Annotated in this window: 20 protein-coding genes and 1 tRNA gene; 12 read left to right on the top strand and 9 right to left on the bottom strand. The window is 63.7% G+C overall.

Annotated elements, in window-relative coordinates; translation table 11 throughout:
* The first annotated feature begins 91 nt into the window (after nt 1-91).
* Complete coding sequence (locus E7681_RS19235; RefSeq protein WP_281277635.1) at nt 92-217, top strand: hypothetical protein; 126 nt, start codon at nt 92-94, stop codon at nt 215-217.
* A gap of 241 nt (nt 218-458) precedes the next feature.
* On the opposite strand, the gene E7681_RS00185 is transcribed toward E7681_RS19235, so the two are convergent.
* Entirely contained in the window at nt 459-1,202 is a 744-nt protein-coding gene (locus tag E7681_RS00185; protein ID WP_136337241.1) for a hypothetical protein, read from the bottom strand.
* Between the two features lie 167 nt (nt 1,203-1,369).
* Here E7681_RS00185 and E7681_RS00180 point away from each other — a divergent pair, with 167 nt between their 5' ends.
* Nucleotides 1,370-1,837 (top strand): GNAT family N-acetyltransferase, encoded by a 468-nt coding sequence (locus E7681_RS00180; protein WP_136337240.1) that lies wholly within the window; start codon nt 1,370-1,372, stop codon nt 1,835-1,837.
* A 66-nt stretch (nt 1,838-1,903) separates the two neighbouring features.
* Here the strand turns inward: E7681_RS00180 and E7681_RS00175 are convergent, their stop codons facing one another.
* From E7681_RS00175 to E7681_RS00150, 6 genes are all read right to left on the bottom strand, one after another.
* Entirely contained in the window at nt 1,904-5,611 is a 3,708-nt protein-coding gene (locus E7681_RS00175) for a translocation/assembly module TamB domain-containing protein (protein WP_136337239.1), read from the bottom strand.
* Nucleotides 5,611-7,419: an autotransporter assembly complex protein TamA gene (locus E7681_RS00170; protein WP_246032368.1), complete on the bottom strand. Its 1,809-nt coding sequence runs from the start codon at nt 7,417-7,419 to the stop codon at nt 5,611-5,613. Before E7681_RS00170 ends, E7681_RS00175 begins: the two co-directional genes overlap by 1 nt.
* A 133-nt stretch (nt 7,420-7,552) precedes the next feature.
* Entirely contained in the window at nt 7,553-8,788 is a 1,236-nt protein-coding gene (locus tag E7681_RS00165) for an efflux RND transporter periplasmic adaptor subunit (protein WP_136337238.1), read from the bottom strand.
* Nucleotides 8,789-8,792: 4 nt separating this feature from the next.
* A complete protein-coding gene (locus tag E7681_RS00160) occupies nt 8,793-11,159 on the bottom strand; it encodes an ABC transporter permease (protein WP_136337237.1) in 2,367 nt (788 codons plus the stop codon).
* A 1-nt stretch (nt 11,160) separates the two neighbouring features.
* Nucleotides 11,161-11,889 carry an ABC transporter ATP-binding protein gene (locus E7681_RS00155; protein ID WP_136337236.1) on the bottom strand — a complete coding sequence of 243 codons (729 nt, stop codon included), beginning with the start codon at nt 11,887-11,889 and terminating at the stop codon, nt 11,161-11,163.
* A 96-nt stretch (nt 11,890-11,985) separates the two neighbouring features.
* On the bottom strand, nt 11,986-12,915 hold the full coding sequence (locus E7681_RS00150) for an AEC family transporter (RefSeq protein ID WP_136337235.1): 930 nt from the start codon (nt 12,913-12,915) through the stop codon (nt 11,986-11,988).
* Nucleotides 12,916-13,128: 213 nt separating this feature from the next.
* Here E7681_RS00150 and E7681_RS00145 point away from each other — a divergent pair, with 213 nt between their 5' ends.
* The gene (locus E7681_RS00145) at nt 13,129-14,655 is read left to right on the top strand and encodes an acyl-CoA synthetase (RefSeq protein WP_136337234.1); all 1,527 of its coding nucleotides are present in this window, start codon (nt 13,129-13,131) and stop codon (nt 14,653-14,655) included.
* A 252-nt stretch (nt 14,656-14,907) separates the two neighbouring features.
* Here E7681_RS00145 and E7681_RS00140 read toward each other — a convergent pair whose 3' ends face one another.
* Nucleotides 14,908-15,804 carry a helix-turn-helix domain-containing protein gene (locus E7681_RS00140; protein ID WP_211089747.1) on the bottom strand — a complete coding sequence of 299 codons (897 nt, stop codon included), beginning with the start codon at nt 15,802-15,804 and terminating at the stop codon, nt 14,908-14,910.
* A gap of 138 nt (nt 15,805-15,942) precedes the next feature.
* On the opposite strand from E7681_RS00140, the gene E7681_RS00135 reads away from it, so the two are divergent.
* The 8 genes from E7681_RS00135 (at nt 15,943) to E7681_RS00100 (ending at nt 23,150) form a co-directional block, all read left to right on the top strand.
* Nucleotides 15,943-16,965, top strand: a complete 1,023-nt coding sequence (locus E7681_RS00135) for a TRAP transporter substrate-binding protein (RefSeq protein ID WP_136337233.1) — start codon at nt 15,943-15,945, stop codon at nt 16,963-16,965.
* Nucleotides 16,966-17,076: 111 nt separating this feature from the next.
* Complete coding sequence (locus E7681_RS00130) at nt 17,077-17,577, top strand: TRAP transporter small permease (protein ID WP_136337232.1); 501 nt, start codon at nt 17,077-17,079, stop codon at nt 17,575-17,577.
* A complete protein-coding gene (locus tag E7681_RS00125; RefSeq protein ID WP_136337231.1) occupies nt 17,577-18,860 on the top strand; it encodes a TRAP transporter large permease in 1,284 nt (427 codons plus the stop codon). The genes E7681_RS00130 and E7681_RS00125 overlap by 1 nt, the downstream gene beginning before the upstream one ends.
* 12 nt (nt 18,861-18,872) lie before the next feature.
* The gene (locus E7681_RS00120) at nt 18,873-19,715 is read left to right on the top strand and encodes a dihydroorotate dehydrogenase electron transfer subunit (RefSeq protein WP_136337230.1); all 843 of its coding nucleotides are present in this window, start codon (nt 18,873-18,875) and stop codon (nt 19,713-19,715) included.
* Nucleotides 19,709-20,653, top strand: a complete 945-nt coding sequence (locus E7681_RS00115) for a dihydroorotate dehydrogenase (protein WP_136337229.1) — start codon at nt 19,709-19,711, stop codon at nt 20,651-20,653. Before E7681_RS00120 ends, E7681_RS00115 begins: the two co-directional genes overlap by 7 nt.
* Entirely contained in the window at nt 20,650-21,936 is a 1,287-nt protein-coding gene (locus tag E7681_RS00110) for a Zn-dependent hydrolase (protein ID WP_211089746.1), read from the top strand. The genes E7681_RS00115 and E7681_RS00110 overlap by 4 nt, the downstream gene beginning before the upstream one ends.
* Nucleotides 21,937-22,122: 186 nt before the next feature.
* A complete protein-coding gene (locus E7681_RS00105) occupies nt 22,123-22,818 on the top strand; it encodes an orotate phosphoribosyltransferase (protein WP_136337228.1) in 696 nt (231 codons plus the stop codon).
* An 11-nt stretch (nt 22,819-22,829) separates the two neighbouring features.
* Nucleotides 22,830-23,150 (top strand): hypothetical protein, encoded by a 321-nt coding sequence (locus E7681_RS00100; protein WP_136337227.1) that lies wholly within the window; start codon nt 22,830-22,832, stop codon nt 23,148-23,150.
* 411 nt (nt 23,151-23,561) lie between these two features.
* Here the strand turns inward: E7681_RS00100 and E7681_RS00095 are convergent.
* Nucleotides 23,562-23,651 (bottom strand) — tRNA-Ser (locus E7681_RS00095).
* Nucleotides 23,652-23,896: 245 nt separating this feature from the next.
* Here E7681_RS00095 and E7681_RS00090 point away from each other — a divergent pair.
* The gene (locus E7681_RS00090; protein WP_246032366.1) at nt 23,897-24,721 is read left to right on the top strand and encodes an SPOR domain-containing protein; all 825 of its coding nucleotides are present in this window, start codon (nt 23,897-23,899) and stop codon (nt 24,719-24,721) included.

Genomic DNA, 24,721 nt, shown 5'->3' with positions numbered 1-24,721 from the left:
GTGGCCCGTATCGTCTGTCCAGGTGTTGCCTCGACGGCGCACCACACGGCTGCTGCTGGTGCAGGTGATAACCCAGCTCGGATCGCCGTTGATGCGGCCATTGTTCCGGATCGACCGCACGCCCCGCGTCGACCCAGACGAACTGGCCGACTTGGACCCGCCCGAAGATGGATTCGACGACGAGCCAGACCCACTCTCCGAAGGCGACGGCGCGTAATAGGTCGGGTTCCGCTGTGCTTCCTCGGCCTGCCGTTTGGCGTCTTCAGCCCGCTTGCGATCCGCCGCTTGCTCTTTCTTCAGCCACTGCCTGTTGGCCTCTTCCGATCGCTCAAACGCGCTGTTGCCCTCGTTGACCAGCTTGCCAAGGCTGCCCGCCATCACGGGGACGGGCAGGCTCAGGCACAGCGCCAGGGCGATGGATCGGGTCACGCCGTTCCGCATCATCCGGCCCCCCATCCTCAGGGCGCCTTCGGAGCGCGGCGGACGACGTTGCCGTACTTGTTCTTCTGGTTGCCCGCGCTCTTGAAATACGGCTTGTAGGCGTTCAGCGTGCAATCCTTGTCAAACTCGCGCGAGACGACGACAGCCGGGCCGAAATTCTTGGGATTGATGTAGCGCGCGCCGTATTCCACCACCATGAACGGCCGCGTCCGGATCGCCGCGACATGGGCATACCCCTCGATCGAGGTGCCGTACCAATCTTCCGAGTATTTGCCCAGAATCGTGTCGGCACGGGTCTTGTCCCGGATGCGGATCTTGGGTTCCGCATAGACGCTGACCCGGTAATTGTTGCCCGGATACAGAACGAAGGTGTAGCCCTCGCAGGTCTTGCCCTCCAGGTTCACGCCGCCTTTCTTGACCCGCTTCTTACCATTGCTGACGACATCCATGCGCAGTTGGGTGCCCGCGTAGACATACAGCGCCTCGCCCTTGGCCTTGATCTTCTTGGCCGCCTCCGAGTTGCCCAGCTCGGCGGTGAACCGCATCGGCTGGGTCGCGTATTGCGTCGTGGCGGTGATGTTCATGAACCCGGTCGCGGTACGCTTGGTGGTCTGGTTCTTGGCATCCCCCAGCGTCAGGCTGACCTTGACGCCGCCCTCCCCGGTCAGCGAGTCCCGCGCAGGGGCCCCGGACGGTCCGGCACCACAGGCAGCAAGGGTCAAAGTGGAAAGCAACGCGATAGAGCGAAGGGAACGAAACATGTGACCGCGTTATTCTTATATGTTTCAATCGAATGGCGAAACGCGATCCGACGAAAAGCTTTTTTCACGCTAGTTTTGTAACAATATTGTGTCGATCGACTTTGCCCGCGCGATTTGCCACGCCGTTTCGCTCGCGCTAGTTGGGCCGTATCAAACCAAGGTGCCCCATGACGATTGCCTTCGCCCGTTTGCGCGACATTCCCCCCGAACTTATTGCGGCGCACATGTCCGATCCGGTCATGGCGCGGCACATGCCCTTGCTGACCGGCGCGTGGGACGTGGCCACCGCCACGCAATTCATCGCCGCGAAAGAGGCGACCTGGCACCGCGATGGTCTGGGCCACTGGGCCTTTCTGTCCGACGGGGACTATGTCGGCTGGGGCGGTTTCCAGAAAGAGGGCGAGGAGTGGGATTTCGGCCTGGTCCTCCGCCCGCAGAATTTTGGGCTGGGTCAGCGCATCGCCCGCGCCGCGCTGGACTTTGCCCGCGCCGATCCGCGGATTCCGTTCGTCACCTTCCTGCTGCCGCCCTCGCGCCGTCATCTGGGCGCGTTGCGGCGGCTGGGTGCGCAGCCGCTGGGCACCGTCGATCACGCCGGGTCTGCGTTCCTGAAATTCCGTCTGGAAACCGCCTGATCCGGGCGTACGAAAACCCGCCGAAACCTTACGATTCGGCGGGTTGATGCGTCGTTACGGGACCGCTCAGTAGTCCTTTTCGATGAAGATCCCCAACCCGGTTTCCCCGTCCGAGCTGAGCCGCCCGCGCGCCGTCACCGTGCGGTTGATCGACAGGTTCAGGTTGATCTGGGAATTGCCCTCGGTGTCTGCAGTGACCTCGGAATAGATGTTTTCGCTCAGGTACTTACCGGCGCGCGCTTCGGTCGCGCCGTCCTCGGACGTGGTGACGTCCAGGTCGTCCAGCGTCAGCTCCTTGCGGATGCGCCCGCCCACCCCGTCGCCGCCAATGCCCGTCAGCGTGCGCACAGCCGCCGCCAGACGGACCGCCTGCAACGGCGATATCATACTGATTTCCTTGCCAAAAAGGATCAGCGCCAGCACTTCGTCCTGCGGCAATTCGGGGCTCGAGGCAAAGGTCAGCCCCGGCGCCGATGCCTGCCCCTCGATCACGATGCTGGCCGTCGTATCCGCCGCCGTGGTGCTGGCGACAAAGCGCACATAGGGGTCGAACGCGCCTTGCAGACGGATCAGCCCCTCGCTCAGCGTCAGGCGTTTGCCCAGGATGTCCAGACGTCCGCGGATCAGGTCGAACCGGCCCTGCGGAACCACGTCGCGCGTGGTTCCGGTCAGGCGCAGACTGCCGCCCAGTTCCGCGTCCAGCCCCCGTCCGCGCACGAAAATCCGTTCCGGCGCAATGACTTGGATGTCCAGCCCATAGACCGGCCCGCTGGCTGCGCTGGCGGCCTCAGTGCTGACCATGCCAGCGTTCACGCGGGTCTGGTAGACGGCGGCAGGCTCGCCCACATGGCGCAATCCGGGCAGGTCGGCATAGTTGGAGCCCGACGGGTTCGGCACCCGCAATTCTGTCTGGCCCAGCGTGATCCGCCCGCCCAGTTGCGCCCCCCCGGCCAGCGGCCCGGTGACCCGGAAATCGCCGCCCAGATAGGTCTCGTACAGCTGCGGATCGCTCAGGTATGCGTCGGTCAGCGTGCCCGTCAGATTGGCCTGATACGGCGCCGCCAGACTGATCGGCCCCGACACCGACAGCGCCCCGTTCGAGGAAAGCCGCGCCTGCGCCGACACCTGCGCCTGCCCGCCCGACAGGGTGATGTCCGCATTCAGCCCTTCCAGCGCAACCCCTTCATTTGGCAGGGCAAATCGGCCGTCCCGTGCGCTGATCGTCCCGCTGATATTGGCCGGAACCGGCGCCCCGTTCACCGTCAGATCATAGCGCACCAGACCGCTCAGGCTGCGCGGGCGGATCAGGTCGTTGGCCAGCGCCAGCGGGGCCACGCCCGCCAACGACAGGTCCACCGACTTGCCGTCGCGCCGGATTGTGCCCTTGGCCGCCATGTTGGTCTGGCCCGGCCCGTCGCCGGTGATGTCCAGCCGCCAGTCGCGATCCTCCAGCGCGATCGTGCCCTTGGCCGTCGCCGGCCCCGACAGCCCCGAGGCCAGCAGCCCCAAGTCCCGCAGGCGGGTCGAAAACTCCAGCGTCTCGCCGGTTTCCGAGGTCGCGTTGAGCGTGATTTCCGGCGTCTCCACCTCGGCCGAGGTCAGGCTCAGCAGCCCGTCGGCGTCCCGCGCGGCGGTGATCGTCACCTGCGATTTGCCGCGCAACAGCTGGTCCAACTGCGGCAGCCCGGTCGCCAGATTGCGCCCATTGGCATGGGCCGTGGTCTCAAAGCTCAGTTTCGCGGGCTGCACGGTGCCCGAAACGCTCAGCTGCACCGCGCCCGACAGGTCCTGCCCGGTCAGCGCGGCATAGGCGTTCAGCGCCTCGGCGCTGGCGTCCAGCGTGCCCGCGACGCTCAGGTCGGCCCAGGTCTGGCCGGTCGCCGTGGCGGTCAGGCGGGCCTTGGCTTGGCCCGGCGCACTGGCCTGCAGGCTGACATCCCAGGTCTCGCCGCTGCGCGTCAGGTCCGCGTTCAGCGCGGCGGCCCCGCTCAGCTGCGGCAGGATGCGCGCGAGGTCGGTCACCTGGGCCGAGACCTGGCCAGCGGCGCTCTGCGCGCTCAGCGATCCGGTGCCGTCGATGCGGGCATGCTCCGAGGCAATGTGAAGCGTTTTCAAAGCGATACCCGTCGCATCCCGCGTCGCCGCGATATCCAGTGCGGCGCGGCCTGCCAGCAGCGGGTCCAGCATCGGCTGACCCACGGCCAAATCCTGCGTGGCCCCCGTGATCGCCAGATCGAACGCCCCGCTGACCGGTTGCACCCAGCCGTTCACGCGCAGATTGCCGCCGCCTGCCAGCGGTTGCCCGGCCAGCGCCGCAAAGCGCGACAGGTCAGGAGTCGTCAGTGTTGCATCCGTCACGATCTGCACATCCGCCGTCCGCGGCAGCGTGCTGATCCGGGCGGAACCGTCCAGCCGCAGCCCCGTTCCGGCCAGCGTCACACGTTCCAGCCCCAGCGGTTGCCCCGTCGCCCAGTCAAAGGTCAGCGCCGCGCGCAAGTCGCGCCCCAGCGCCTCGGCCAGGGCCTGATCCTGTGGGTCCAGCCCTTGCAGCGCCACCTCGGCGCGGCCGTCTACATGGCCGGGGGTCAGCGTGCCGTTTGCGTCGATGCGCGCCGATTGCAGCGACAGGCTGTCCCGTGCCAGCCCGTCCAGCGTGGCGGCCAAGGTCCAGCCATCGCCGCGCCCGGCGTCATAATCCAGCGCCAGTTTCGCACCCGACACCCGCGTCGGCGCGCCCGAGATCGGCAGCAGCACCGTGTCACCATTGCGCGGCGCCAGTTCGGCGTTCAGGCGGGCCAGTTCGGGCCAGCCGCCCGGCCCCAGCGTGGCGCGCCCCGAAACTGTCAGCGCGTCGGCCTGCAGGCTCAGCTGCTCCAGCGTCACGCGCCCGTCGGCACCCCGCGCGCCCGTCGCGGCGATCTGCATCTGCGGGCCAAAGAACGGCCGGTATTCCGGGGCGAACAGCGGCGCGATATCGCCCGCGATCTGCGCGTCGAACTGCGCCACATCCGCCGGTTTGGTCAGGCGCACTTGCCCCGTCAGCCGCGGCACCCCGTCCGAGCCGAGCTCCAAATTGGCGGTGAAATCCTCCAGCGGGCCGTCGCCGTTCACCCGCAGCGTCAGCGCAGGCTGGCCCGGCAGGCCCATCAGTTGCGCGGCCAGGCCGTTCTGCGGCTCGTCCAGCGACAGATCCAGCGCCAGGTTCCGCGTGGTGTTCGAGTAGCTGGCGCTCAGCAGCACAGATCCCGCCTGCGGGCTGGTCCGCGTCACCGACAGGGCGGCTTGCCCCTCGCCATTGGCCAGCGTGGCCGTGCCGGTCAGCGACATCACCGAGTCCTGCCCCAGTAGCGCAGCCCCCAGTTCGGCCTTGACGATCTCCAGCTTGCCGATGCTGACCGAGACCGGCAGATCGGGCAATTGCAGTGGCGTCGCCTCGGCGTCGGGCAGGCTGTCTGGCACCACCGGCCCGCGCGGCAGGATCAGCTCTTGCGCCGACAGTTCGGCCACGTCCAGACGGCCCGACAGCAGGGCGGTGCGGCTCCAGTTCAGGGTGACGCCCTTCAGGGTCAGCCAGACGCCGGTGTCATCTGCAATCGTCAACGTCTCGATCGTCGCGACCGAGCTGAGCGCCCCGCTGAAGCCCTGCACCTGCACCACGCGCCCCGCGCCGGACAGGTTGTCCTCCAGCAGCCCCTCAAGGAAACTGCGGTCGTCGTTCTGCGCCATCAGGGGCAGGGGGGCGGCCAGAACCGCGATATACAGCCACTTGCGCATCAGAACGCCTGTCCAATCCCGATATAGACCTGCACGCCGTCGCCGGTGTCGCCGCCCAAGGGGCCCGCGACGTCCAGCCGGACCGGCCCGACCACGGTGTCATAGCGCAGGCCCAGACCCGCGCCGGAATGCCACGAGCCGCTGCCGTCATACAGGCTTTCGGCCCCGATATAGCCGGCATCGGCAAAGCCCACGACGCTGAACGCGCCGCTGATCTTGGCCCGCAACTCGCCCGAGACGCCGACGAATGTGCGCCCGCCGGTTGCGTTGCCGCCGCCCAGATCGACGTTCAGCGACTGGTAGGGCTGGCCACGCACCGTGCCGCCTCCGCCCGAGTAGAACAGGAAATCCGGCGCGGTTTCCGACAGCTCCGGCCCCATGACCGAGCCCATCTGGAACCGCCCCGCCGCCACGAACCGCCCATCCCCGACCAGCGAGCGATAGATCCGGCTGTCCAGCTTCAGCTGCGCGCCCGCGGTTTCGCCCGCCAGCCCGACAAAGGGCGTCATCTGGGCGTTGACGTAATGGCCGCGCGTCGGGTTCAGGATGCTGTCGCGGTGATCCCAGCGCAGCGCGGTCGGCAGCGACAGCAGCGTGAAGTAGCGTTTGCCGTAGAAATCGTTGGTCTCGAAATGGCTCAGCGCGATTTCGACGTCGCCTTCCAGATGGTCGGTGAAAATCCGCGTGGTCCCGATCCCCAGGGTGATGTTGTCCGAGCGGTAATCCACCTCGTCGAGGCTTTCCAGTGTCAGGTAGGCATAGCCCTTGGTGTCCGCGCCGAACACGGCGGGGCGCTCGAACCGGGCCGACATGGTGTAGTCGATGCCGCCGGTATCGCCACCGATCCCCGCCACCTTGGCGTCCAGCCGCAACCGCTCGGCCCGGCCTTGCAGGTTGCGGTGCATCCAGAAGCCCGACAGCGTCAGCCCCTCGTAATTCGACAGTTCAGCCCCCGCGCCAAAACGGCGGGGTTTTTCATCCACGACCGTGGCGGTCACGTCCATGCTGTTGTCGGGGTTCAGCTTTTCCGCCTCGCTCAGCGTGACCGAGCGGAACGCCCCCGTGCGCCGCAGCCGGTTGGCGGCCTTCTCCATCTGTAGCGGAGAGTACTTCTCCCCCACCGGCAGCCCGGCAATGCGCCGGATTCGGTTCGGGCGGACCTTGCTGGCGCCTGCGACCTGAACGGTGCCAAAGGTCACCTCGGGGCCGGGGGCGATGCCGATCTCGGCGTCCAGGATCTGGCGGGCATGGTTGGCGGTCAGGTGCTGCGTCGTGGGCTGGGCCTTGGCGTGACCCGCCAGCCGCCAGCCATCCACGGCGGCCTGCGCGGCCTCGATCACGGCGGTGGAATGGGCGGGCTGACCGGGCGCGAACCCCTCGGGCAGGGTCGATCCGGGGGCCAGCGGCGCGACACTGGCGCGGCCAAATCGGAACTGCTTGCCCGGCGCGACCGTCACCTCGATTTTGCCGATGCGGTCGGGGGCGTCCAGCGGCGGGATCGCCGCGGCCTCGCGTCCGTCCAGCCGGATATGGATCACGCCGGAATAATAGCCCTGCGCGTACAGCGTCTCCAGCAGGCGCTGGTAATCCGCCAGCGCGGTCGAGAACACGTCCTGCGCGTCGCTCACCCCGTCCTCTTGCGCCATCCGCAGCAGCGACGACGCGCGCAGCCGTTTTTGCAGCGCGTCATTCTGCGCGCCCTCCAGACGGATCGACAGGCTGTCGAACGCAAAGGCGGGCATGGCCCCCAGCGCAAGGCACAGGCTCAGGGCAGACAGGGCACGGAAAGGAAGCAGCAGGCGTTTCAAATCAATATCTGGTCCAATCAGGGGGCAACCGAGTATCTGTATCAAAGGATAGGGGGTTCCGAGGGCGAGTACACGCGCTTTCCCCCGCGTTTCAGCAGAAACCGGCGGGAAAACGCCGCACTGCCGCGTTCCGTTACTGATAGGCGCTGCGACGGGCCACTTTTTGCCCATCCGTCAGCCCGGCGGGCGGATACAGCACGATCACGTCGCCTGCATTGACACCTTCCGTGATCGCCGCGACCAGCCCGTTATTGGCCGCAACACCCACCCGGCGCTGCACGGCGACCCCGTCCTGCACCACGAACAGCGCCCATGCGTCGGGGCCATCGCGGAACAGCGCGCCCGCCGGAACGGTCAGCGCCTTGTCCTGCGCCCATGTCACGATCCGCACCTCGACGCGGAAACCATGCCCCAGCGCCTTGCGGTCCTCCCACGGGGACAGAAAGCGGACGGTGACGTTGACCCGCTGCTCCTCGACCCCCAGCGCCGAGACCTTGGTGAAGCCCCAGGGTTCGATCCGCGCGACCTCGCCTTGCAGGGGGATGTCGCCGCCCCAATTGTCGATGATCACCGCATCCCCCGGTGCGATCCGCACCGCGTCGGTGGACAGCAACTCGGCCAGCACCTCCAGATCGGTCTCGACATTGCCGATCTCCAGGATCGGTGTGCCGGCGGGCAGCGTCACCTCAGAGCGTTGCATGATCTGCAGGATCGCCCCCGGCACCGGCGCCTTCAGCGGCAGCACCTCGCCCTGTTCGGCCTCGATCGCCTCGGCCAGTCCGCTGTCGTCGAAACTGATCAGCGCCGCGCGGGCGTTGTTCAGCTCGGCCACCCGCATCGAGATCGCCGCCCGCGCCGTGTCCAGCGCCGCATTCGCCGCCTTGGCCGAGCGTTCGTCCGAATCCAGCGCCGCGTGGCTGACGATGCCGCTGTCGAACAGCCGCTTGGTGCGCTCCAGGTTGGCCTGCGCCAGATCCCGGTCGGCGCGCGCCTTGTTCAGGTCGGCCTCGGCCACGCGCAGCGCGGCTTCGGCGGCGGTGACATTGGCCCGCGCCTGCTCGCGCGAGCGGGCATCCAGCGCCGAGGGCGAGGTCGGCAACAACCGCGCCACCACGTCGCCGCGCTCTACCCGGTCGCCCGGTTCCAAAGTCAGGCGCATCATCCGCCCCGCGATCGGGGTCGAGACGACATAGGGTTCATGCACCCGCGTGCGGCCTTCCTCGTCGATGGTCACTTGCAGCGGGGCCTCGGTCACGGCGCCCATGTCCACCAGCGTGGGCCGTGGCCAGAACGCATAGGTCAGCGCCCCCGCCACCACGACGCCCGCCGCCAATGTCATCCCCAGACGAGAGTGCTTGTGTTCCGCCATCGTCTCAATCCCGTGTTTTCAGGGCCGCAACCAGGTCGACCCGGTCCAGTTCCCGTTTCACCAGCCAGCCCGACAGGGCCGCCGCCACCAATACCGCCACCATCGCCAGACCAAAGCTTTCGGGGCTATAGGTCACCGGGATCTGGTATATGTCAGTCGAGAACCCCTTGACCGTGAGATAGGTCAAACCATAGCCCAACCCGACCCCCAGCGGCAAAGCGGCCAGCGTCACCACCGCCAGTTCGCCCAGCAGCACGAACGCCGCCTCGCCCCGCGAAAAGCCCATCACCCGCAGGCTGGCCAGATCCCGCTCGCGCTCGGCAAAGGCAATCCGGGCCGAGTTGTAGACGATCCCGAAGGTGATGATCGCCGCCACCGCCAGCATCACGAAGCGCACCGCGCCGGGGCCTTCGTTCATGATCCGCACCAGCGCCTCTCGCATGTCGGATTTCAGGGTGACGCCCGCGATCTGCGGCATCGCCTTCAGCCGCGCGATCAGCCCGTCCAGCTGCGCCTCGTCGATGGTCAGCGCGGCCCCCGTCACCTGTCCCGGCTCGTTCAGCACCCGCGACAGCGCGCCGATCTCCATGAAGGCGGGGGCCCCCATCAGCGTTTCCGCCACGCCGATCACCGGCAGATGCAGCACCGGGCGGCGGCCTTCCTTGATCTCGGCGATCAGCGTGTCGCCCGGTTGCAGATGCAGCAGATCGGCCAGCGGCTTGGACAGGATCACCCCCTCGCGCCGCATGGAAATCGGGGCCTCGTCCGTGTCGATCACCCGGTTCAGCACCGGAAATTCCGGCCGCCCCTCGATTGCGCCGCGATAGCTGTAGGTGCCGTTTCGGAACACCGTCGACACCGCGCGCGAGGGTTCGACATGCTCGACGCCGGGCAGGCGGGCCAGCTCCAGCAGGGCCTTGTCGGTCTGCTTGCCGGTGAACGAGACACTCAGCTCGCCCCGGCTCATCACGTTGAAGCTCAGGTCCAGTGTCTCGTCGAACCCCGCCATCAGCGTCAATGAGGCGACCGACAGCGCCAGCCCCGTCGCGATCCCGATCACCGCCCCGATCATCCGCCCCGGATAGCGCGTCAGCCGCCGCACCACCATGCGGCTGGGCTGGTCCAGCCAGCGTTTCAGCCGGGCCGCCAGATCAAAGCTGCGCGAATAATCCGGCGGGGCAGGGGGGCGCATCGCCACCGCGGGCGTCAGTCGGAACACCCCGCGCAGCACGAACAGACTACCGGCCGAGGCGGTCAGGATCGACACCGCGAACCCGGTGACAAAGCTGCGCGGATCGACGCTGAACACAAGGAACGGGAACTTGTAGTAAATCTGGTAGACCCGCGCCAACGCATGGCCCGACCACATGCCCCCCAGACTGCCCAAAACCGCGCCCAGCACCGCGATCACCAGCACCAGTTTTAGATAATGCAGGCTGACCTCCAGCCCCGAATAGCCGAACGCCTTCAGCAGCCCGATCTGTTCACGCTCGGCCTGCACCATGCGGTTGATGACGATGTACAGCAGGAACGCCGCCACCCCCAGAAAGATCGGCGGCACCACGCCCGAGGTGCTGCGCAGCCCCTTGATCTCTTCCATGATGAACCGGTTCGAGATCAGGTCCTCCAGCCCGTAACTGCCCGCCGATCCGTAGGGCGCCAGCATCTGGTCGGCCGCCAGCATCACCCCCTCGGACGAGGCCCCGCGCCCCAGCGCGATCAGCGCCTGATTGAACGCGCCCTTCATGTCATAGGCCGCCGCCAGCGCCGAGTGCCGCATCCAGAACACCGCGAACCGCGCGTCGTCGGGCACCATCTCCCCCGGCGCGGTCGAGTACAGAAACTCGGGCGATTGCGCGAAGCCGGTGATGCGGAACGCCCGCCGCGTGCCGTTCATCGTGGCGATCAGTCGGTCGTTCAGCGCCAGCCCGCGCGCCTTGGCAAAGCCGTCCAGCAGCACGATCTCGTCGGCGCGGCCCAGCTCGGGCAGACGCCCGCCCACTAGGTAGATGTCGTTCAGGCGCGGGCGGCCCAGGTCCGGCAGGCTCAGCGCCTGCGCGCGCACCGGCAATTCATGCGCGCCGATGTCGATCAGGGCCCAGCCGCTGACCCGCCCCTCGACCGCCGCCACCCCCGGGATCGCCGCCAGTCGCGCCAGCACCGGCTCGGGAGCGCGCGTCACCGGCGCGAAGACCTGCGCCAGGCGGTAACGGTCGTAATAGGCCAGCCGGGTCTGATCCAGCGTGTTCACCAGCCCCGTCATCATCACCATCATCAGCACGCCAAGCGCGATCACCAGCCCGATCGCGGCGGCCTGTCCCTTGATCCGGGCCAGGTCACGCAGCAATTTCCGGTCCAGCGGGCTCAGCATGTTACCAGTCGATCTGTTCGGCGGTCAGTTTCTCGCGGTTCCGGATCACCTCTCGGATACCGCCATCGGCAAAGTGGATCACCCGGTCCGCCAGCATCGCCGTGTTGGCCGCATGGGTCACGATCATCACCGTGGTGCCCAACTGCTGATTTACATCGGTCAGCACCTTCAGCACCGCCCGGCCCGTCGCACTGTCCAGCGCCCCGGTGGGTTCGTCGCAAAACAGCACCGTCGGGCGTTTGGCCACGGCCCGCGCAATCGCCACGCGCTGCTGTTCACCCCCCGACAGTTCCGAGGGGAAATGATGCGCCCGCTTGTCCAGCCCGACCAGCGCCAGCGCCTCTTTGGCGTCCATCGGGGTTTTGGCGATCTCGGTCACCAACTCGACGTTTTCGCGGGCGTTCAGGCTGGGCATCAGGTTGTAGAACTGGAAAACGAACCCGACATGATCACGCCGGTACTTCGTCAGCTCGGCATCCGACATGCCCGTCAGCTCCACGTCCTTGAAATGCGCGGTGCCGGCGCTGGGCCGGTCCAGCCCGCCAAGGATGTTCAGCAAGGTGGATTTGCCGCTGCCCGAAGGGCCCAGCAGCACGACGAACTCGCCCTCGGGGATGTCCAGATCCACGCCGCGCAACGCGTGCACGGCAGCCGGACCTTCGCCATAGGTCTTGGTCAGCGCCTTGGTGCAAAAGACCGGCCTTGGGGATGCGGCAGACGTGTCGGTCACAGGATCGCTCGCAGGTTGATCGGGATCAGCATAGCCGAACCGATCCGCGATGACAGCCCCGTTCGCCCTGATGTCGGGTGCGTCTCAGGGCAGCACTTAGGGCAGCAGTTGCAGCCAGATCCACGCCGTCACGATGCACAGCGCCGTCCCCACCAGCACCGAGGACGCCGCCACCCGCTTGCCCACGCCGTACATGTTGGCAAAGACATAGGCATTCACCCCCGGCGCCATCGCCGCCGTCATTACCGCCGAACGCTGCGAGGCGATCGGCAGATCGAACTGCCGCGTCAGCCCCCACGCGATCAGCGGGTGCACCAGCAGGCTCAGGCTCAGCACATAGGCGATGACCTTGCCGTCACCCTCGGGGCGATAGCGCACCAGCACGCCGCCCAGCCCGAACAGCGCCGCCGGCAGGGCCGAGCGTTTCAGCAGGTCCACCGCCGCCGTCAGCGGGGCGGGCATGTCGAAACCCGACAGGTTCACCGCAAAGCCCAGGATCAGCCCGACCACCAGCGCGTTGCGGAACATCGCCCGCGCCACCTGTCTGACCAGCAGCACCGGCGAGCGCGACTTGGCCCGCGCGATCTCCATCGCGGTGATGCCCAGCATGTAGCAGAACGGCGAGTGGATCGAGATGATCGCATAATTGCCCGCCAAAGCTTCGTGGCCATAGGCGCGCTCGGTGATCGGCAGGCCCAGCAGCAACGAGTTCGAGAACAGCCCGACGAAGCCGATCGCCACGCTGTCCTCCCACGGGCGGTTGAACAGATAGCGCGCGCCCAGCAGGCCCAGCGTGAATCCCGTCGCCGCCCCGGTGTAGAAACTGACCATCAGCTTCAGATCGAACGACTCGGCCAGGTCCAGCGTCGAGATCGCCGAGAACAGCAGCGCCGGGATCGCGAATGTCTGGGTGTATTTCATCAGCCCGTCGACATGGGCCTCGGAAAAGAACCCCCGCCACACCGCGACATAGCCAAAGCCCAGCACGATAAAGACCGGCAGAACGACATTCAGAAGATCTTGCATCCCCGCGGCCCTTTCCTGAAGCGGACGTTGGGGCAGTCCTACGACCGTCGCGACAAAAGGTAAAGTTCGTTGTCCTAATGTCCGCCGACCACCGGGTTTCTACGGCCCCACCGGTTTTTCCCCCGATTTCCGCGCGCCCACCCGTCCGAACGGCAAGTTGACGCAAGTCACCGCCGCCGCGCTGTTGCTGCATGACCCTAGGGGAGGACCACCATGAACCATCCGTCATTTCACGCCCGCACCACGCCGGACAAGATCGTTTACCAGATGGCCGGCTCGGGCAAGTCGCTGACCTATGCCCAGCTGGACCGGCGCTCGAACCAGGGCGCGCAGGCGTTGCGGCACCTTGGCGTCGGGCCGGGCGGCAGCATCGCGCTGCTGATGGAAAACCGGCTGGAGTTTCTGGAGCTGTGCTGGTCCGCCCATCGCTCGGGCGTGTTCTACACCGCCCTCAGCCGCTACCTGCAACCGGAGGAGATCGCCTATATCGTCCGCGACTGCGGCGCGCAGGTGCTGGTGATCTCGGACCGCTACGCCCCGCAAGTCCCCATGCTGCGCGAGGCGCTGGGCGATGTCCCGATCTACTGCGTCGGCGATGCCGTCCCCGGCCTGCCCGATTGGGATGCCCTGTGCGACGCCATGCCCGTCACCCCCATCCCAGACCAGACCGCCGGGTCCGATGTGCTCTACTCCTCGGGCACCACGGGGCGGCCCAAGGGCATCATCCGCCGGTACGAGGCAAAGCCGCTCGATTTCATCATGCCGCTGCTCGATCTGCTGTGCGTCAAGATGTGCGGCATGGATGCCGACTGCACCTACCTGTCGCCCGCGCCGCTCTATCACGCCGCCCCCCTGCGCTTTACCATGACCGTCGCGCAGATGGGCGGCACCGCCATCATCATGGAGAAGTTCGAGCCAGAGGAGTTCCTGCGCCTCGTCCAGCATCACCGCATCACCCACAGCCAGCTGGTGCCGACCATGTTCGTGCGCATGCTGAAACTGCCCGACGCCGTGCGCACCGCCTACGACACGTCCACGCTTCAGGCCGCCGTTCACGCCGCCGCCCCCTGTCCGGTCGAGGTCAAGCGCCAGATGATCGACTGGTGGGGCCCGATCCTGATCGAGTATTACGCGGGCTCCGAGGCGTCCGGCGTCACGCTGGCCACCTCGCAGGAATGGCTGGAACACGCGGGCACCGTCGGGCGCTCTTTGATCGGGCCGGTCCGCATTCTGGACGACGACATGCAAGAGCTGCCGCAGGGCCGCATCGGCAACGTCTATTTCGACAGCGGCATCAGTTTTGAATACCGCAACGATCCCGAAAAGACGGCCAAGGCGTTTGCCCGGCCCGGCTGCTCGACTCTGGGCGATGTCGGCTATCTGGATGCCGACGGCTACCTGTTCCTGACCGACCGCGCGGCCTACACCATCATCTCCGGCGGCGTGAACATCTACCCGCAAGAGATCGAAGACCTGCTGATCGGCCACCCCCTGATCGCCGACGCCGCCGTCTTTGGTGTCCCGAACGAGGATCTGGGCGAAGAGGTGAAGGCGGTCGTCCAACTCGAAGACCCCGCCCGCGCCACGCCCGAGACCGAGGCCGAGCTGATCGCCTACATCCGCGCCCGCCTGTCCCACGTGAAGGCCCCCCGCAGCGTCGATTTCCGTCAGGACATGCCCCGCACGGAGACCGGCAAACTGCTCAAGCGGCTGCTGAAGGACGAATACTGGAAGCGCTGAAAAGGGGCGTTTTCGGGCGTACAAAAAACGCCCGGAATCATACAATTTCCCGGCTTAACGAAAGGTGCACATGGCGCCCGGTCCAAGCCGTTGGCAACGCTTTGAGCGGGTCGATCCCGGGGCCGCACAGGGCCGGGCGGCAATGCTCGTGATTTGAGGTGTCCACTGTGTGATGAGATCAAACACCAGCCCGGGCGGCCCAGACCCTAATGGCAGTCTTTATCAAGTACCCCATTCGGTAACTTTTGAATACTAGCCGAGAATGTCGGACAGTCTTGCGACTGCTTCCTGTCCCTTGAGGCTGTTGCGCCACAACTGTTCGGTCATCTTCTGGTGCAACGCCACCGATTCTTGGGCAGAGGTGATCGTCGCAACTCCAATGCGGACATTCGGGTAAGTGCCCAGACGGAACGGGCTGACGGCAACCTGAGCTTTCGGACCGTTGCGGAAAATCTGGAAACTGGACCCCGGAATCGAATCTTCGACAACGCCGATCTGCACGCCCATGGGCTGCTCGGCTATCATCTCGATAATATTCTCGATTTCGAGACGGGCAATTTCGCGACGTTTGCACAAAGTTTTATCATCGACGTTGTGGCATCCAACAAAACCAAGCTGCACGAACTGCTCCAGCTCTGCGCTGGAAACAAGACTTACGATGGTTGGCTGACGTTGCCGGTAGGCCGCCTTACGTTCCTTCAGCGTGGTCAGGATCTGCTGAACCTGCGCCGACAGGCAGTCGCGGTCGGGTGCATTTTCGGGGACGCTTTCCAGCAGGACATCGCCCAACGCCTCGTCGAAGCGGTCGGTCGTCAACAGGTATGAAATGGGCCCGAAAAGCACGCTGATCTGTTCGGCATTTGCTTCGATTTGCTTCATGCGTTCGAAGAAAGTCACAGCGGAATCAATGTATTCCGACCCAACGCCAAACAACGAGGTCAAAGACACACCCAACAGATCCGCGATGCGTCCCAAGACGTCGACCTTGATCGGCTGGCCGGATTCATAGCGATAGATTGCAGCCCTAGAGATGCCAGCCTTGTTTGCGACTTCTTCCGGTGAAAGACCCTTGCCAATCCGATAGGAACGAAGCCGCTCTCCGACTTGCAGAATAGCATCGTATTGTGATGGCATCGTTCGTCTGTCCATTCGGCTGCATTAATCGATCAAGTACAGCCAATATCGCAGTATTTAGAAAAAAATCAAGTCAGTCTCAAATTTGAGAAAAGTCTTGACCATGAAATTGCCCCCGGGTTACGTTTGGCTATAACCAACCGGGAGAAAACCATGCCTGCACTCACCAACAAGCTTCGGCGCCGCTCGGCCCTTGCCCTCGGCGCAGCGGCCATCGTGTTGGCCGGCCTTCCTGCCATGGCGCAGGAATATGTCGCGCGGATCGGACACCTCGAGTCGCCGCAGCAAAGCCGCCACATCCACCTAGAAAAGGTCGCCGCTCTGGTCGCTGAGCGCACCGGTGGCGCCGTCGAATTCCAGATCTTCCCGCAAGGGCAGCTGGGCAATCAGCGCCAGATGACCGAAGGCGTCCAACTGGGAACGCTGGAAGCAACCGTTTCGCCCGCAGCCTTCTTGGGCGGCTTCAACCCGGCGGTATCGGTTCTGGACATCCCCTATCTGATGCCCGCAGACGACGCCAAGGCACAGGCGCTGCGCGAAGGCCCCTTCGGCCAGGCACTGCTGCATTCGTTCGACACGCGCGGCGTTGTCGGCGTGGCCCTCTGGCCCAACGGCAAGAAGAACTTCACCTCGAACAAGCCGCTGGCAGACATCTCGGACTTCGCGGACCAGAAGTTCCGCGTGATGGACAGCAAAATCCTGATTGAACAGTTCAACGCACTGGGCGCATCGGCGATCGCCCTGCCGTTCGGCGAACTGTACACTTCGCTTCAGACGGGCGTTGTCGACGGTCAGGAAAATCCGCTGGATACGATCCTGCGGATGAAGTTCCACGAAGTGCAGGATTACCTTGTGGTGTCCGAACATGGCGCCATGGAAGATGTCGTCCTGTTCAACCCGATGTTCTGGGAAGGCCTGCCGGAGGATTACCGAAAGATCATCGTGGACGCGTTCTCCGAAGTCGTGCCGGAACTGATTTCGCATAAGGCGACCGCAGTGGCAGCAGCCCTGAAAGAGATCGAAGCCAGCGACATCAATGTCCGCGTCGCATCCGATGACGAACGCGCGGCCCTGCGTGCCAAGATGTATGAACCCGCCAAGGCGGCCTATATCGAACGTGCGGGCGACGAAGGTGCAGCGCTGATGGCCACCTACGAGGCGCAGGTCGCTAACTGATCTGGTCCTTGCAGATGGATAAATGACGAAGGTGCGCGGTCATTGCTCGATTGCGCACCATCACACTGTCGATCCCGGTCGGGAAGGCGCAGGTATCGAGGGATAAAGCCAATGCTCAATCTACTAAGACTGGCCGAGCGTACGCTGCTGGTTACCATATTCCTCACGATGGCGGGCCTGTTTTTCTTAAGCGTGGTCACGCGCGAAATCGGCGGCACCTTTGCCAGCCAGTTCGCCTGGATCGAAGAGGCCGTCCGGATCATGAACACCTTTCTGGTTTTCCTGGGGCTGGGCCTGGCACTGGAGCGCGGACGGCATGTCGGCATCGACTCGCTGCGTGAACGGTTGCCCGAGCGGTTTCGTTCGGTTCTGCTCAAGGCGATCGACGCGATCGGTTTCGGCTTTTCCATGTACCTTGCATGGCTTGGCTACGGTCTTGCCCAATTTGTTCTGAAAACCGGGCAACGTAGCCCGACCCTCGATATCCCCATGGGGTATGTCTATCTCGCTCCAATCATCGGGTTCGCCCTGCTTGGCCTGCGGTTCGGGCTCAGCTTTTTCGGTGTGATCGACAGGTTCTCCAAGTCGGAGACCGAGGCAGTGGAGGCATAATGATACTGCTCCTCATCATTCTGCTGGCGATTGCGTTGCTGGTTCTGGGTTTCGAGATGTTCCTGGTTCTGGGTTTGCCGGCCATTGCGACGAAAGAGGCGTTCTATGGACGCCTGCCCGATCCGGCCATCGTGCAGAAAATCTTTGGTGGCATCGATCACACGACGCTGCTGGCGATCCCCTTCTTCATCTTTGCCGCGCATCTGATGGGCTCGGGCCAGATCGCCAAGCACCTGACGGGGCTTGTTCGTGCGCTGATCGGCCATAGCCGTGGTGGCATGGGGCATACGGTAATCGGCGGCTCGATGGCCTTCGGGTCTGTGTCGGGATCGGCCCCCGCGACCGTCGCCGCAATGGGCAAGATGGTCTATCCCGAGATGCGCAAATCCGGTTTCAGCCAGAAATTCAGCCTTGGCCTGCTGGTCGCCAGCGCCGAAACCGCGCTGCTGATTCCGCCCTCGATCACCTTCATCATCTACGGCTGGATGACCGGCACTTCGATTGCGCGTCTGTTCGCGGGGGGGCTGGCCGTGGGCATCTTTCTTGGCCTGGCATTTGCCATCATGGTGATGATCGAGGCGCGCCGGAACGGCATCCAGTCAGGCGATCGCAGCAGTTGGGCTGAACGTGCCCGCGCCGTGAAAGACGCCGGTTGGGCGCTTGGCATGCCAGCGATCATCCTTGGCGGCATCTACTCGGGCGTCATTACCCCGACCGAAGCTGCGGCGGTCAGCGTGATCTACGCGATCTTCGTGGAAATGATCGTCTACCGTAATTTTGGATTCCGCGACCTGTTCCGGATCACCGAGCAAAGCGCGATCGCGACTTCGGTCATCTTCGTACTGCTGGCGATGGGGGGGCTAATCTCGTTCTTTGTCACCCTGGCGCAGGTGCCGACGCAAATCAGCTCTTTCCTGAGTGTGATCGACGCCGGCCCCATCACATTTCTATTGGTAGTAAACGTCTGCTTCCTGATCGCAGGTATGTTCATCGACCCGAACTCGGCCCTGTTGATCCTGGTGCCGCCGCTCTATCCGGTGGCGACCGCATTGGGGGTCGACCCCGTGCATTTCGGTATGATCGTCACGCTGAACATCAGCCTCGGGATGATTACGCCTCCATTCGGATTGGACATATTCGTGGCGTCCTCGACGCTCGGGATGCCCGTCCTTGATATCATCAAGGGTGTCTGGCCCTTCGTTGCGGTTAACATCATCGTGCTGTTGATCGTGACCTATGTGCCCGACATCTCGCTTTTCATTCCGAAACTGATCTTCGGATAAGAAAGGGAAACCATGCAAGTGAACCACTTAGACGTCGAAGCCGGTGCTTCGGCGAACGGGAAAGTTTTCGAAGTTGAAGCGACAGTAAAAAGCAACGTGGTCGTGAACGGCGAGTACCGGAAACTGGTCCTGGCCGCCCCTGCGAAGGTGCTGAATTGTCAGCCCGGCCAGTTCTTTCATCTGCTGTGCCCCGTTTCGGCTGAACATCAGCCATATCTGCGTCGCCCGATGAGCATCTACGGCTACTACCCCGAAGCCGGAGAGCTTCACTTTCTCTACAAGGTGGCGGGCGAGGGAACGCGCGCCATGGCGATGCTGCGCGAAGGCGACACTTTCAACATCATGGGTCCGCTGGGCAAGGGCTATGTGATCGGGGCAGACTGGCAGAACCTTCTGCTGGTCGCTCGCGGGGTCGGTCTTGCTACGTTGGCCCCGCTGGCACAGGAGGCGCGACGCCTTGGGCGGAACCTGACCGCGATCTGTTCGGCCCGCTCGCCTGACGTGCTGATGTCAGCCGAACTATTCCGGGACATGGGTGCCGAGGTCATTACCGTGACCGACAGCGAAGGCACCTCTGGCATGGACCACATCCGCGCCATCATTGCCGACCGGATCGCGCAGAACCGCGTGGATGCCTTGTACACCTGTGGGTCGAATCGGATGTTGACGATGTTGCAGGGCCTCGGCGCTGAGCACGGCATCCCCGGCCAGATCGCGCTGGAACAGCAGATGGCCTGCGGTGTGGGTATGTGCCAGTGCTGCGTCCGCTCGTTCCGGCGGGGAGGGAAAATCACCCATGAACGGGTCTGCCGCGAGGGCCCCGTGTTTGACCTGCAGGAGGCAATGGCATGGTGAACCTGACAACCCGGATCGGCAATCTGACCCTTGCGAACCCGATCATGCCGGCCTCTGGCACCTTTTCGGAAGATCTGGCCGACATCATCGACCTTGGTGTTCTTGGCGCACATGTGACCAAAACAGTGACCCGCGAAAAACGCGGCGGCAACCCGACACCCCGCGTGTGCGAAGTGCGCGGTTCGATGCTGAATTCGATCGGGATTCCGTCGAAGGGTATCGATCACTTTATTCAAAACGTGATCCCCTTTTATCACCGCTACGATGTGCCGTTGGTGGTCAGCATCTCGGCTCACAGCGCCGACGAATTCGCTCGCCTGTGTGAGGAAATCAGCGTCCCCGGCGTCAGCGCGATCGAAGTCAACATCTCGTGTCCCAATATCGAAGAGGACGGCAAAGCCTTTGCCATGCGACCTTCCTCGGCCCATGCAGTGATGAAGAAACTTCGTGGCGCTTCCGATCTGCCGCTCTGGGCAAAGCTGTCACCGAATACCGGAGAAACGACCGAAGTGGCCCTTGCCACGCAAGAGGCGGGTGCGGACGCGCTGGTTGTGTCCAACACCTTGCTGTCGATGGCGATCGACATCCACACACGCAAGCCAAAACTGGGCAACCTGATGGGCGGTCTGTCCGGGCCGGCGCTGAAACCGATCGCCCTGCGCATGGCCTATCAATGCGCCAAGTCGGTGGATATTCCCGTGATAGGCTGCGGCGGCATTTCCACGATTGAGGACGTGATCGAATACCTGATCGCCGGGGCAACTGCCGTGCAAGTCGGCACCGCGACCTTCATCAACCCCACCACCATGGTGCGCTTGATCGACGATCTGCGGCATTTTCTAAGCGACCAGAACATCGCCAACGTCAGCGACTTGATCGGAACGGTGAGGGACGCCGATGCCGCCGACGCCGTGGTCTTCATGGAGGCGGCACCGTGACATTTGATGCAAGCTTTGCCATCGATCAAGCCGAACGGGAGCAGGCCGCAGAGTTTTTCGAGGTGATTGCGGCCATGAGCCCGGACAAGGCCGGGGTCAGTCGGCCCGCGTTTTCCCGGGTTGAGACCGCAACGCTGGAATTTTTAGAAGGCGCAGCCCAACAGGCCGGTTTGGCCACGACTTATGATCGCGGCCAAAACCTGCTGATGTCTCTGCCCGAGGACGCTGAGGCAGAGCAATTCGTTCTTGTTGGCAGCCATGTGGATTCCGTGCCAATGGGAGGTAATTTTGACGGGCTCGCTGGCGTTCTGGCCGGATTAATGTGCCTGCTGCGCGCCCGCCGGCAAGGTCTTCGTTTTGCGCGACCGGTCAAAGTCATTGCCATGCGCGGCGAGGAAAGCGCCTGGTTTGGCCCCTGCTACATCGCATCCAAAACCTTGATGGGGGTGCTTGGCGCGGATGAACGTGCGGCACCGCATAAGGGCGACGGGCGCAGCCTTGAGGCGCACATGGCCGATGTCGGAATCGATCTTGCGCCGGTGCGGGATGGCCAACCGCTGATGCAAGTACAGCAGATCCTTGAATATATCGAACTGCATATCGAACAAGGGCCGCTTCTGATCGGTAAAGACATGCCTGCGGCTATCGTGTCAGGCATCCGGGGCAATTTCCGCCACAAGGCCGTGCAATGCATCGGTGAGGCGGGGCATTCCGGCGCAGTCCCCCGCGCCTTCCGCAAAGATCCGGTGCTGGCCATGGCCGATCTGCTGAGCCGTCTGGACGAGGCATGGCTGTCCATCCTGCAACAGGGGGACGATCTGGTGCTGACTTCGGGCGTGGTGCATACCGACTCCGAAAGCAATGCGATGTCGCGGATACCGGATAGGGTGGAGTTCAGCCTTGATATTCGCAGCCAAGACCCCGCGATTCTGACCGGCATGCGTCGGATGCTGTCCGAAGAAATGGCCCAGATCGCACGCGAACGCAAAGTTCTGTTCGAACCGGGCAGCGCCAACGAAACCGCGCCTGCCTTGATGGATCCGAAAGTGGTGGCGAAACTCGCCCATGCGATGGAGCGGCTGGGAATCGAACCGATGATCATGGCATCGGGTGGTGGTCACGATGCGGCCGTATTCGCGAATGCAGGTGTCCCCAGCGCGATGGTTTTTGTCCGCAACCGCAACGGATCACACAATCCCGACGAAGCCATGGAGATCGACGATTTCCTGGTCGGGATGTCGATCATCTACGAACATTTAGTCCATGAGATTGGCGATGCGTAAAGAACCAATTCTGGCCAGATCTGACCAACAATACGACCTCCGCATTAAACATGACTTGCCATTGTCCGGGGCCAATCGGATCATGGCACTACAGGACGAGGTGCAGGTGTTCGTTTCAGGTTTCCCTACCGTTTGGGAATGCACTCCGTTGACGTACGAGCGCAACGGCGGCGAAAGGAAATACGCATGACGTCCCATGATTATCCAAGCAAGGAAGTCATCGCTGACTCCACGGCGCGGATGTTGCTGGAAATCGGTGCGGTCAGGTTTCGCGCCGACCAGCCCTTTATGTTCACCTCGGGTCTGGCCAGCCCGGTCTATATTGACTGCCGCAAAGTGATTTCTCACCCCCAGGTGCGCGAAAAGATGATGAGTTTCGCCTCCTCACTTCTGCTGCGTGATGTCGGGCTGGATCAGTTCGACACGGTGGCGGGTGGTGAGACCGCAGGCATTCCCTTTGCGGCGTGGATCGCCGCCGATCTTGGACTGCCGATGCAATACGTCCGCAAGAAGCCCAAGGGATATGCTCGCGATGCTCAGGTCGAAGGCGACATCACGCCAGGCCAACGCGTGCTGCTGGTAGAGGATCTGACAACCGACGGTGCCTCGAAGATCAAGTTCTGCGAAGCTCTGCGCCGGGCCGGTGCGCGCGTTGACCACACGGTGATGATCTTTTTCTACGACATCTTCCCTGAAACCCGCACTCGGCTGGCAGAACACAACCTGACCCTCCATTCACTGGCCACTTGGCGTGACGTACTGCGGGTCAGCAAAGAATCTACGTATTTCGACCCGACAACTTTGGCCGAGGTTGAAAGTTTTCTGGGCAACCCGTTCAAGTGGTCAGGCGACCACGGCGGCGCCACTACCCTGTCACTGTGAAGGAGATACACATGTTTGCCGAATTCATCGAAACTTTGGTCGAGCATGGCAAAGGCATCCACGCCTTTAGGAAATGCGCCGCGCAAGCTCGGTCCATGGCTGGAACAACAGACAACGCAGCAGCGTGCTTTCTGTTGGCGACGGTGGCCGAGGAATTTGTGGAAAACAACGAACGCCAGCCGACGACAACCCGCGAGGCAACGGCAGCTTTCGAGCGGTTTACGCGCTATGTAAGCATGTTGGAAAACGCCAGCCAAAATGGCCCCGAGGCGTTCCTGTCCGCGCTCAATACCATTGCCAAAGACCAAGCGAAACAGGCCGAGACGGCCTGATCCAGAAGGCAGCCAACATCGCCGCATTCTGGGGCGCCATTCCCGCCGGTCGTACCGAAACGTGGTGCAAGAGCCCACAGGCGTGCCAAGCGTCATGCTTGCAACGTCTTCGGTCGACACTGGTTCTGTGAAAGACCGGTTAATGCGCGAAGGCCGACCTGTTCAAAATGACCACTGTAACCAGCGTGGTGGGCCTGCCGTTATTGGCAGCGCCCATCTTTTCCGCTCGCCCCTCAACGGTGACAAGAACGGTTGATAGCAACTCTGAATGGATCGTGAGCTAAGCCCCACCTTCCCTTTGGCGGAAGCCCTGAGCGCTATGTGCACCTTAATTTATCGCCAGTAAGCGCAAATTTTTTGGCGGGTATCTGGGGGTAGCGTGCGTGCGCGCTCTATTTTTCAATAAATAGGTGGCGGAAGCGGTGGGATTCGAACCCACGAACGAGTCTCCCCGTCGCTGGTTTTCAAGACCAGTGCCTTCAACCACTCGGCCACACTTCCGTCGATCTCCGCGCCTTCTACACTCCTCCGCCCGCCGCCGTCCAGCCATCAACGTGTGAAAATCCGCCGAGGCCGCCCCTTTGACTTTTCTTGAAACCCGCCTGCCGCTACACTGCGGGCGAAACAGCCGTGGCAAGGGGCGCCGGGTCGGTGTTCGGGGCAGTTAACGGCGGGGAAAACCGCTTTGAAATTGGCAGGTTAGGATGATTTCTGGGATCAATAAGATTGATCAAGGCAAGACGCGCTTGTTACTGGCTGCGGCGGCGCTTGCGCTGTTGGCCGGGTGTCAGGGCAGCGATTTCTCGTTGTTCAACAAGACGCCGCCTGCCGAAGACGGCGAACCCGCGCGTGCGGTCAAGCTGATCGAGCATGACGTCGAAGCGCCCGATGTTTTCCAGGTCACCGAAGCCGGCCTTTGGGACGGCCGCCCCTCGCTGGGTGGGGTCTGGGTTGCGCACCCCGACGTGATCGAGCCTGAGCGGGTCATCATCCGCAACACCACCAACGGCAAATTCGTCATCGGCGCGCTGTTCCGCCGCGAACGAGAAAACCCGGGCCCGCGTCTGCAGGTATCCTCGGACGCCGCTGCCACGCTGGGCGTTCTGGCAGGGCAGCCCGTCCGCCTGAACGTGACCGCGCTGCGCCGCGAGCAGGTGGCCGAAGAACCCGCCGCCCCGCCGCCGTCCGAAGCGCAGGTTCCGCCCGCGTCGAGCATCGAAGAAAAGCCGCTGGACCCGGTCAAGTCGGCCGAAAAGGCGATTGAAAAGGCCGAGGCAAAGGCCGCGCCCGCAGCACCCGCTCCGGCGCCCAAGCCCGCCAAGCCGTCGAAATCGAAACTGGAAAAACCCTTCATCCAGATCGGGATTTTCAGCGTCCGCACCAATGCCGAGGCCGCTGCGAAAAACCTGAACGGGGCCGGGGTCAAAACCGACGTGATCGAGGGCAACTCGAAGGGCAAGGCGTTCTGGCGCGTGGTTGCTGGCCCGGCGAAATCCGCCTCGGACCGCACCGAGCTGCTGAAGAAGATCAAGGCCAGGGGCTTTGCTGACGCATATGCCGTAACCAATTGA

This window comes from Thalassobius vesicularis, assembly GCF_004799325.1.
GTDB lineage: Bacteria > Pseudomonadota > Alphaproteobacteria > Rhodobacterales > Rhodobacteraceae > Thalassobius > Thalassobius vesicularis.
This window is presented reverse-complemented; position numbering and strand designations above follow the sequence as displayed.

Bases quoted from the DNA above. Each gene is read 5' to 3' on its own strand.
- E7681_RS00105 (WP_136337228.1), top strand. From the start codon at position 22,123: ATGACGTCCCATGATTATCCAAGCAAGGAAGTCATCGCTGACTCCACG.
- E7681_RS00185 (WP_136337241.1), bottom strand. From the start codon at position 1,202: ATGTTTCGTTCCCTTCGCTCTATCGCGTTGCTTTCCACTTTGACCCTT.
- E7681_RS00150 (WP_136337235.1), bottom strand. From the start codon at position 12,915: ATGCAAGATCTTCTGAATGTCGTTCTGCCGGTCTTTATCGTGCTGGGC.
- E7681_RS00160 (WP_136337237.1), bottom strand. From the start codon at position 11,159: ATGCTGAGCCCGCTGGACCGGAAATTGCTGCGTGACCTGGCCCGGATC.
- E7681_RS00165 (WP_136337238.1), bottom strand. From the start codon at position 8,788: ATGGCGGAACACAAGCACTCTCGTCTGGGGATGACATTGGCGGCGGGC.
- E7681_RS19235 (WP_281277635.1), top strand. From the start codon at position 92: ATGCGGCCATTGTTCCGGATCGACCGCACGCCCCGCGTCGACCCAGAC.
- E7681_RS00100 (WP_136337227.1), top strand. From the start codon at position 22,830: ATGTTTGCCGAATTCATCGAAACTTTGGTCGAGCATGGCAAAGGCATC.
- E7681_RS00120 (WP_136337230.1), top strand. From the start codon at position 18,873: ATGCAAGTGAACCACTTAGACGTCGAAGCCGGTGCTTCGGCGAACGGG.
- E7681_RS00140 (WP_211089747.1), bottom strand. From the start codon at position 15,804: ATGGACAGACGAACGATGCCATCACAATACGATGCTATTCTGCAAGTC.
- E7681_RS00180 (WP_136337240.1), top strand. From the start codon at position 1,370: ATGACGATTGCCTTCGCCCGTTTGCGCGACATTCCCCCCGAACTTATT.
- E7681_RS00145 (WP_136337234.1), top strand. From the start codon at position 13,129: ATGAACCATCCGTCATTTCACGCCCGCACCACGCCGGACAAGATCGTT.
- E7681_RS00115 (WP_136337229.1), top strand. From the start codon at position 19,709: ATGGTGAACCTGACAACCCGGATCGGCAATCTGACCCTTGCGAACCCG.
- E7681_RS00135 (WP_136337233.1), top strand. From the start codon at position 15,943: ATGCCTGCACTCACCAACAAGCTTCGGCGCCGCTCGGCCCTTGCCCTC.
- E7681_RS00175 (WP_136337239.1), bottom strand. From the start codon at position 5,611: ATGCGCAAGTGGCTGTATATCGCGGTTCTGGCCGCCCCCCTGCCCCTG.
- E7681_RS00130 (WP_136337232.1), top strand. From the start codon at position 17,077: ATGCTCAATCTACTAAGACTGGCCGAGCGTACGCTGCTGGTTACCATA.
- E7681_RS00125 (WP_136337231.1), top strand. From the start codon at position 17,577: ATGATACTGCTCCTCATCATTCTGCTGGCGATTGCGTTGCTGGTTCTG.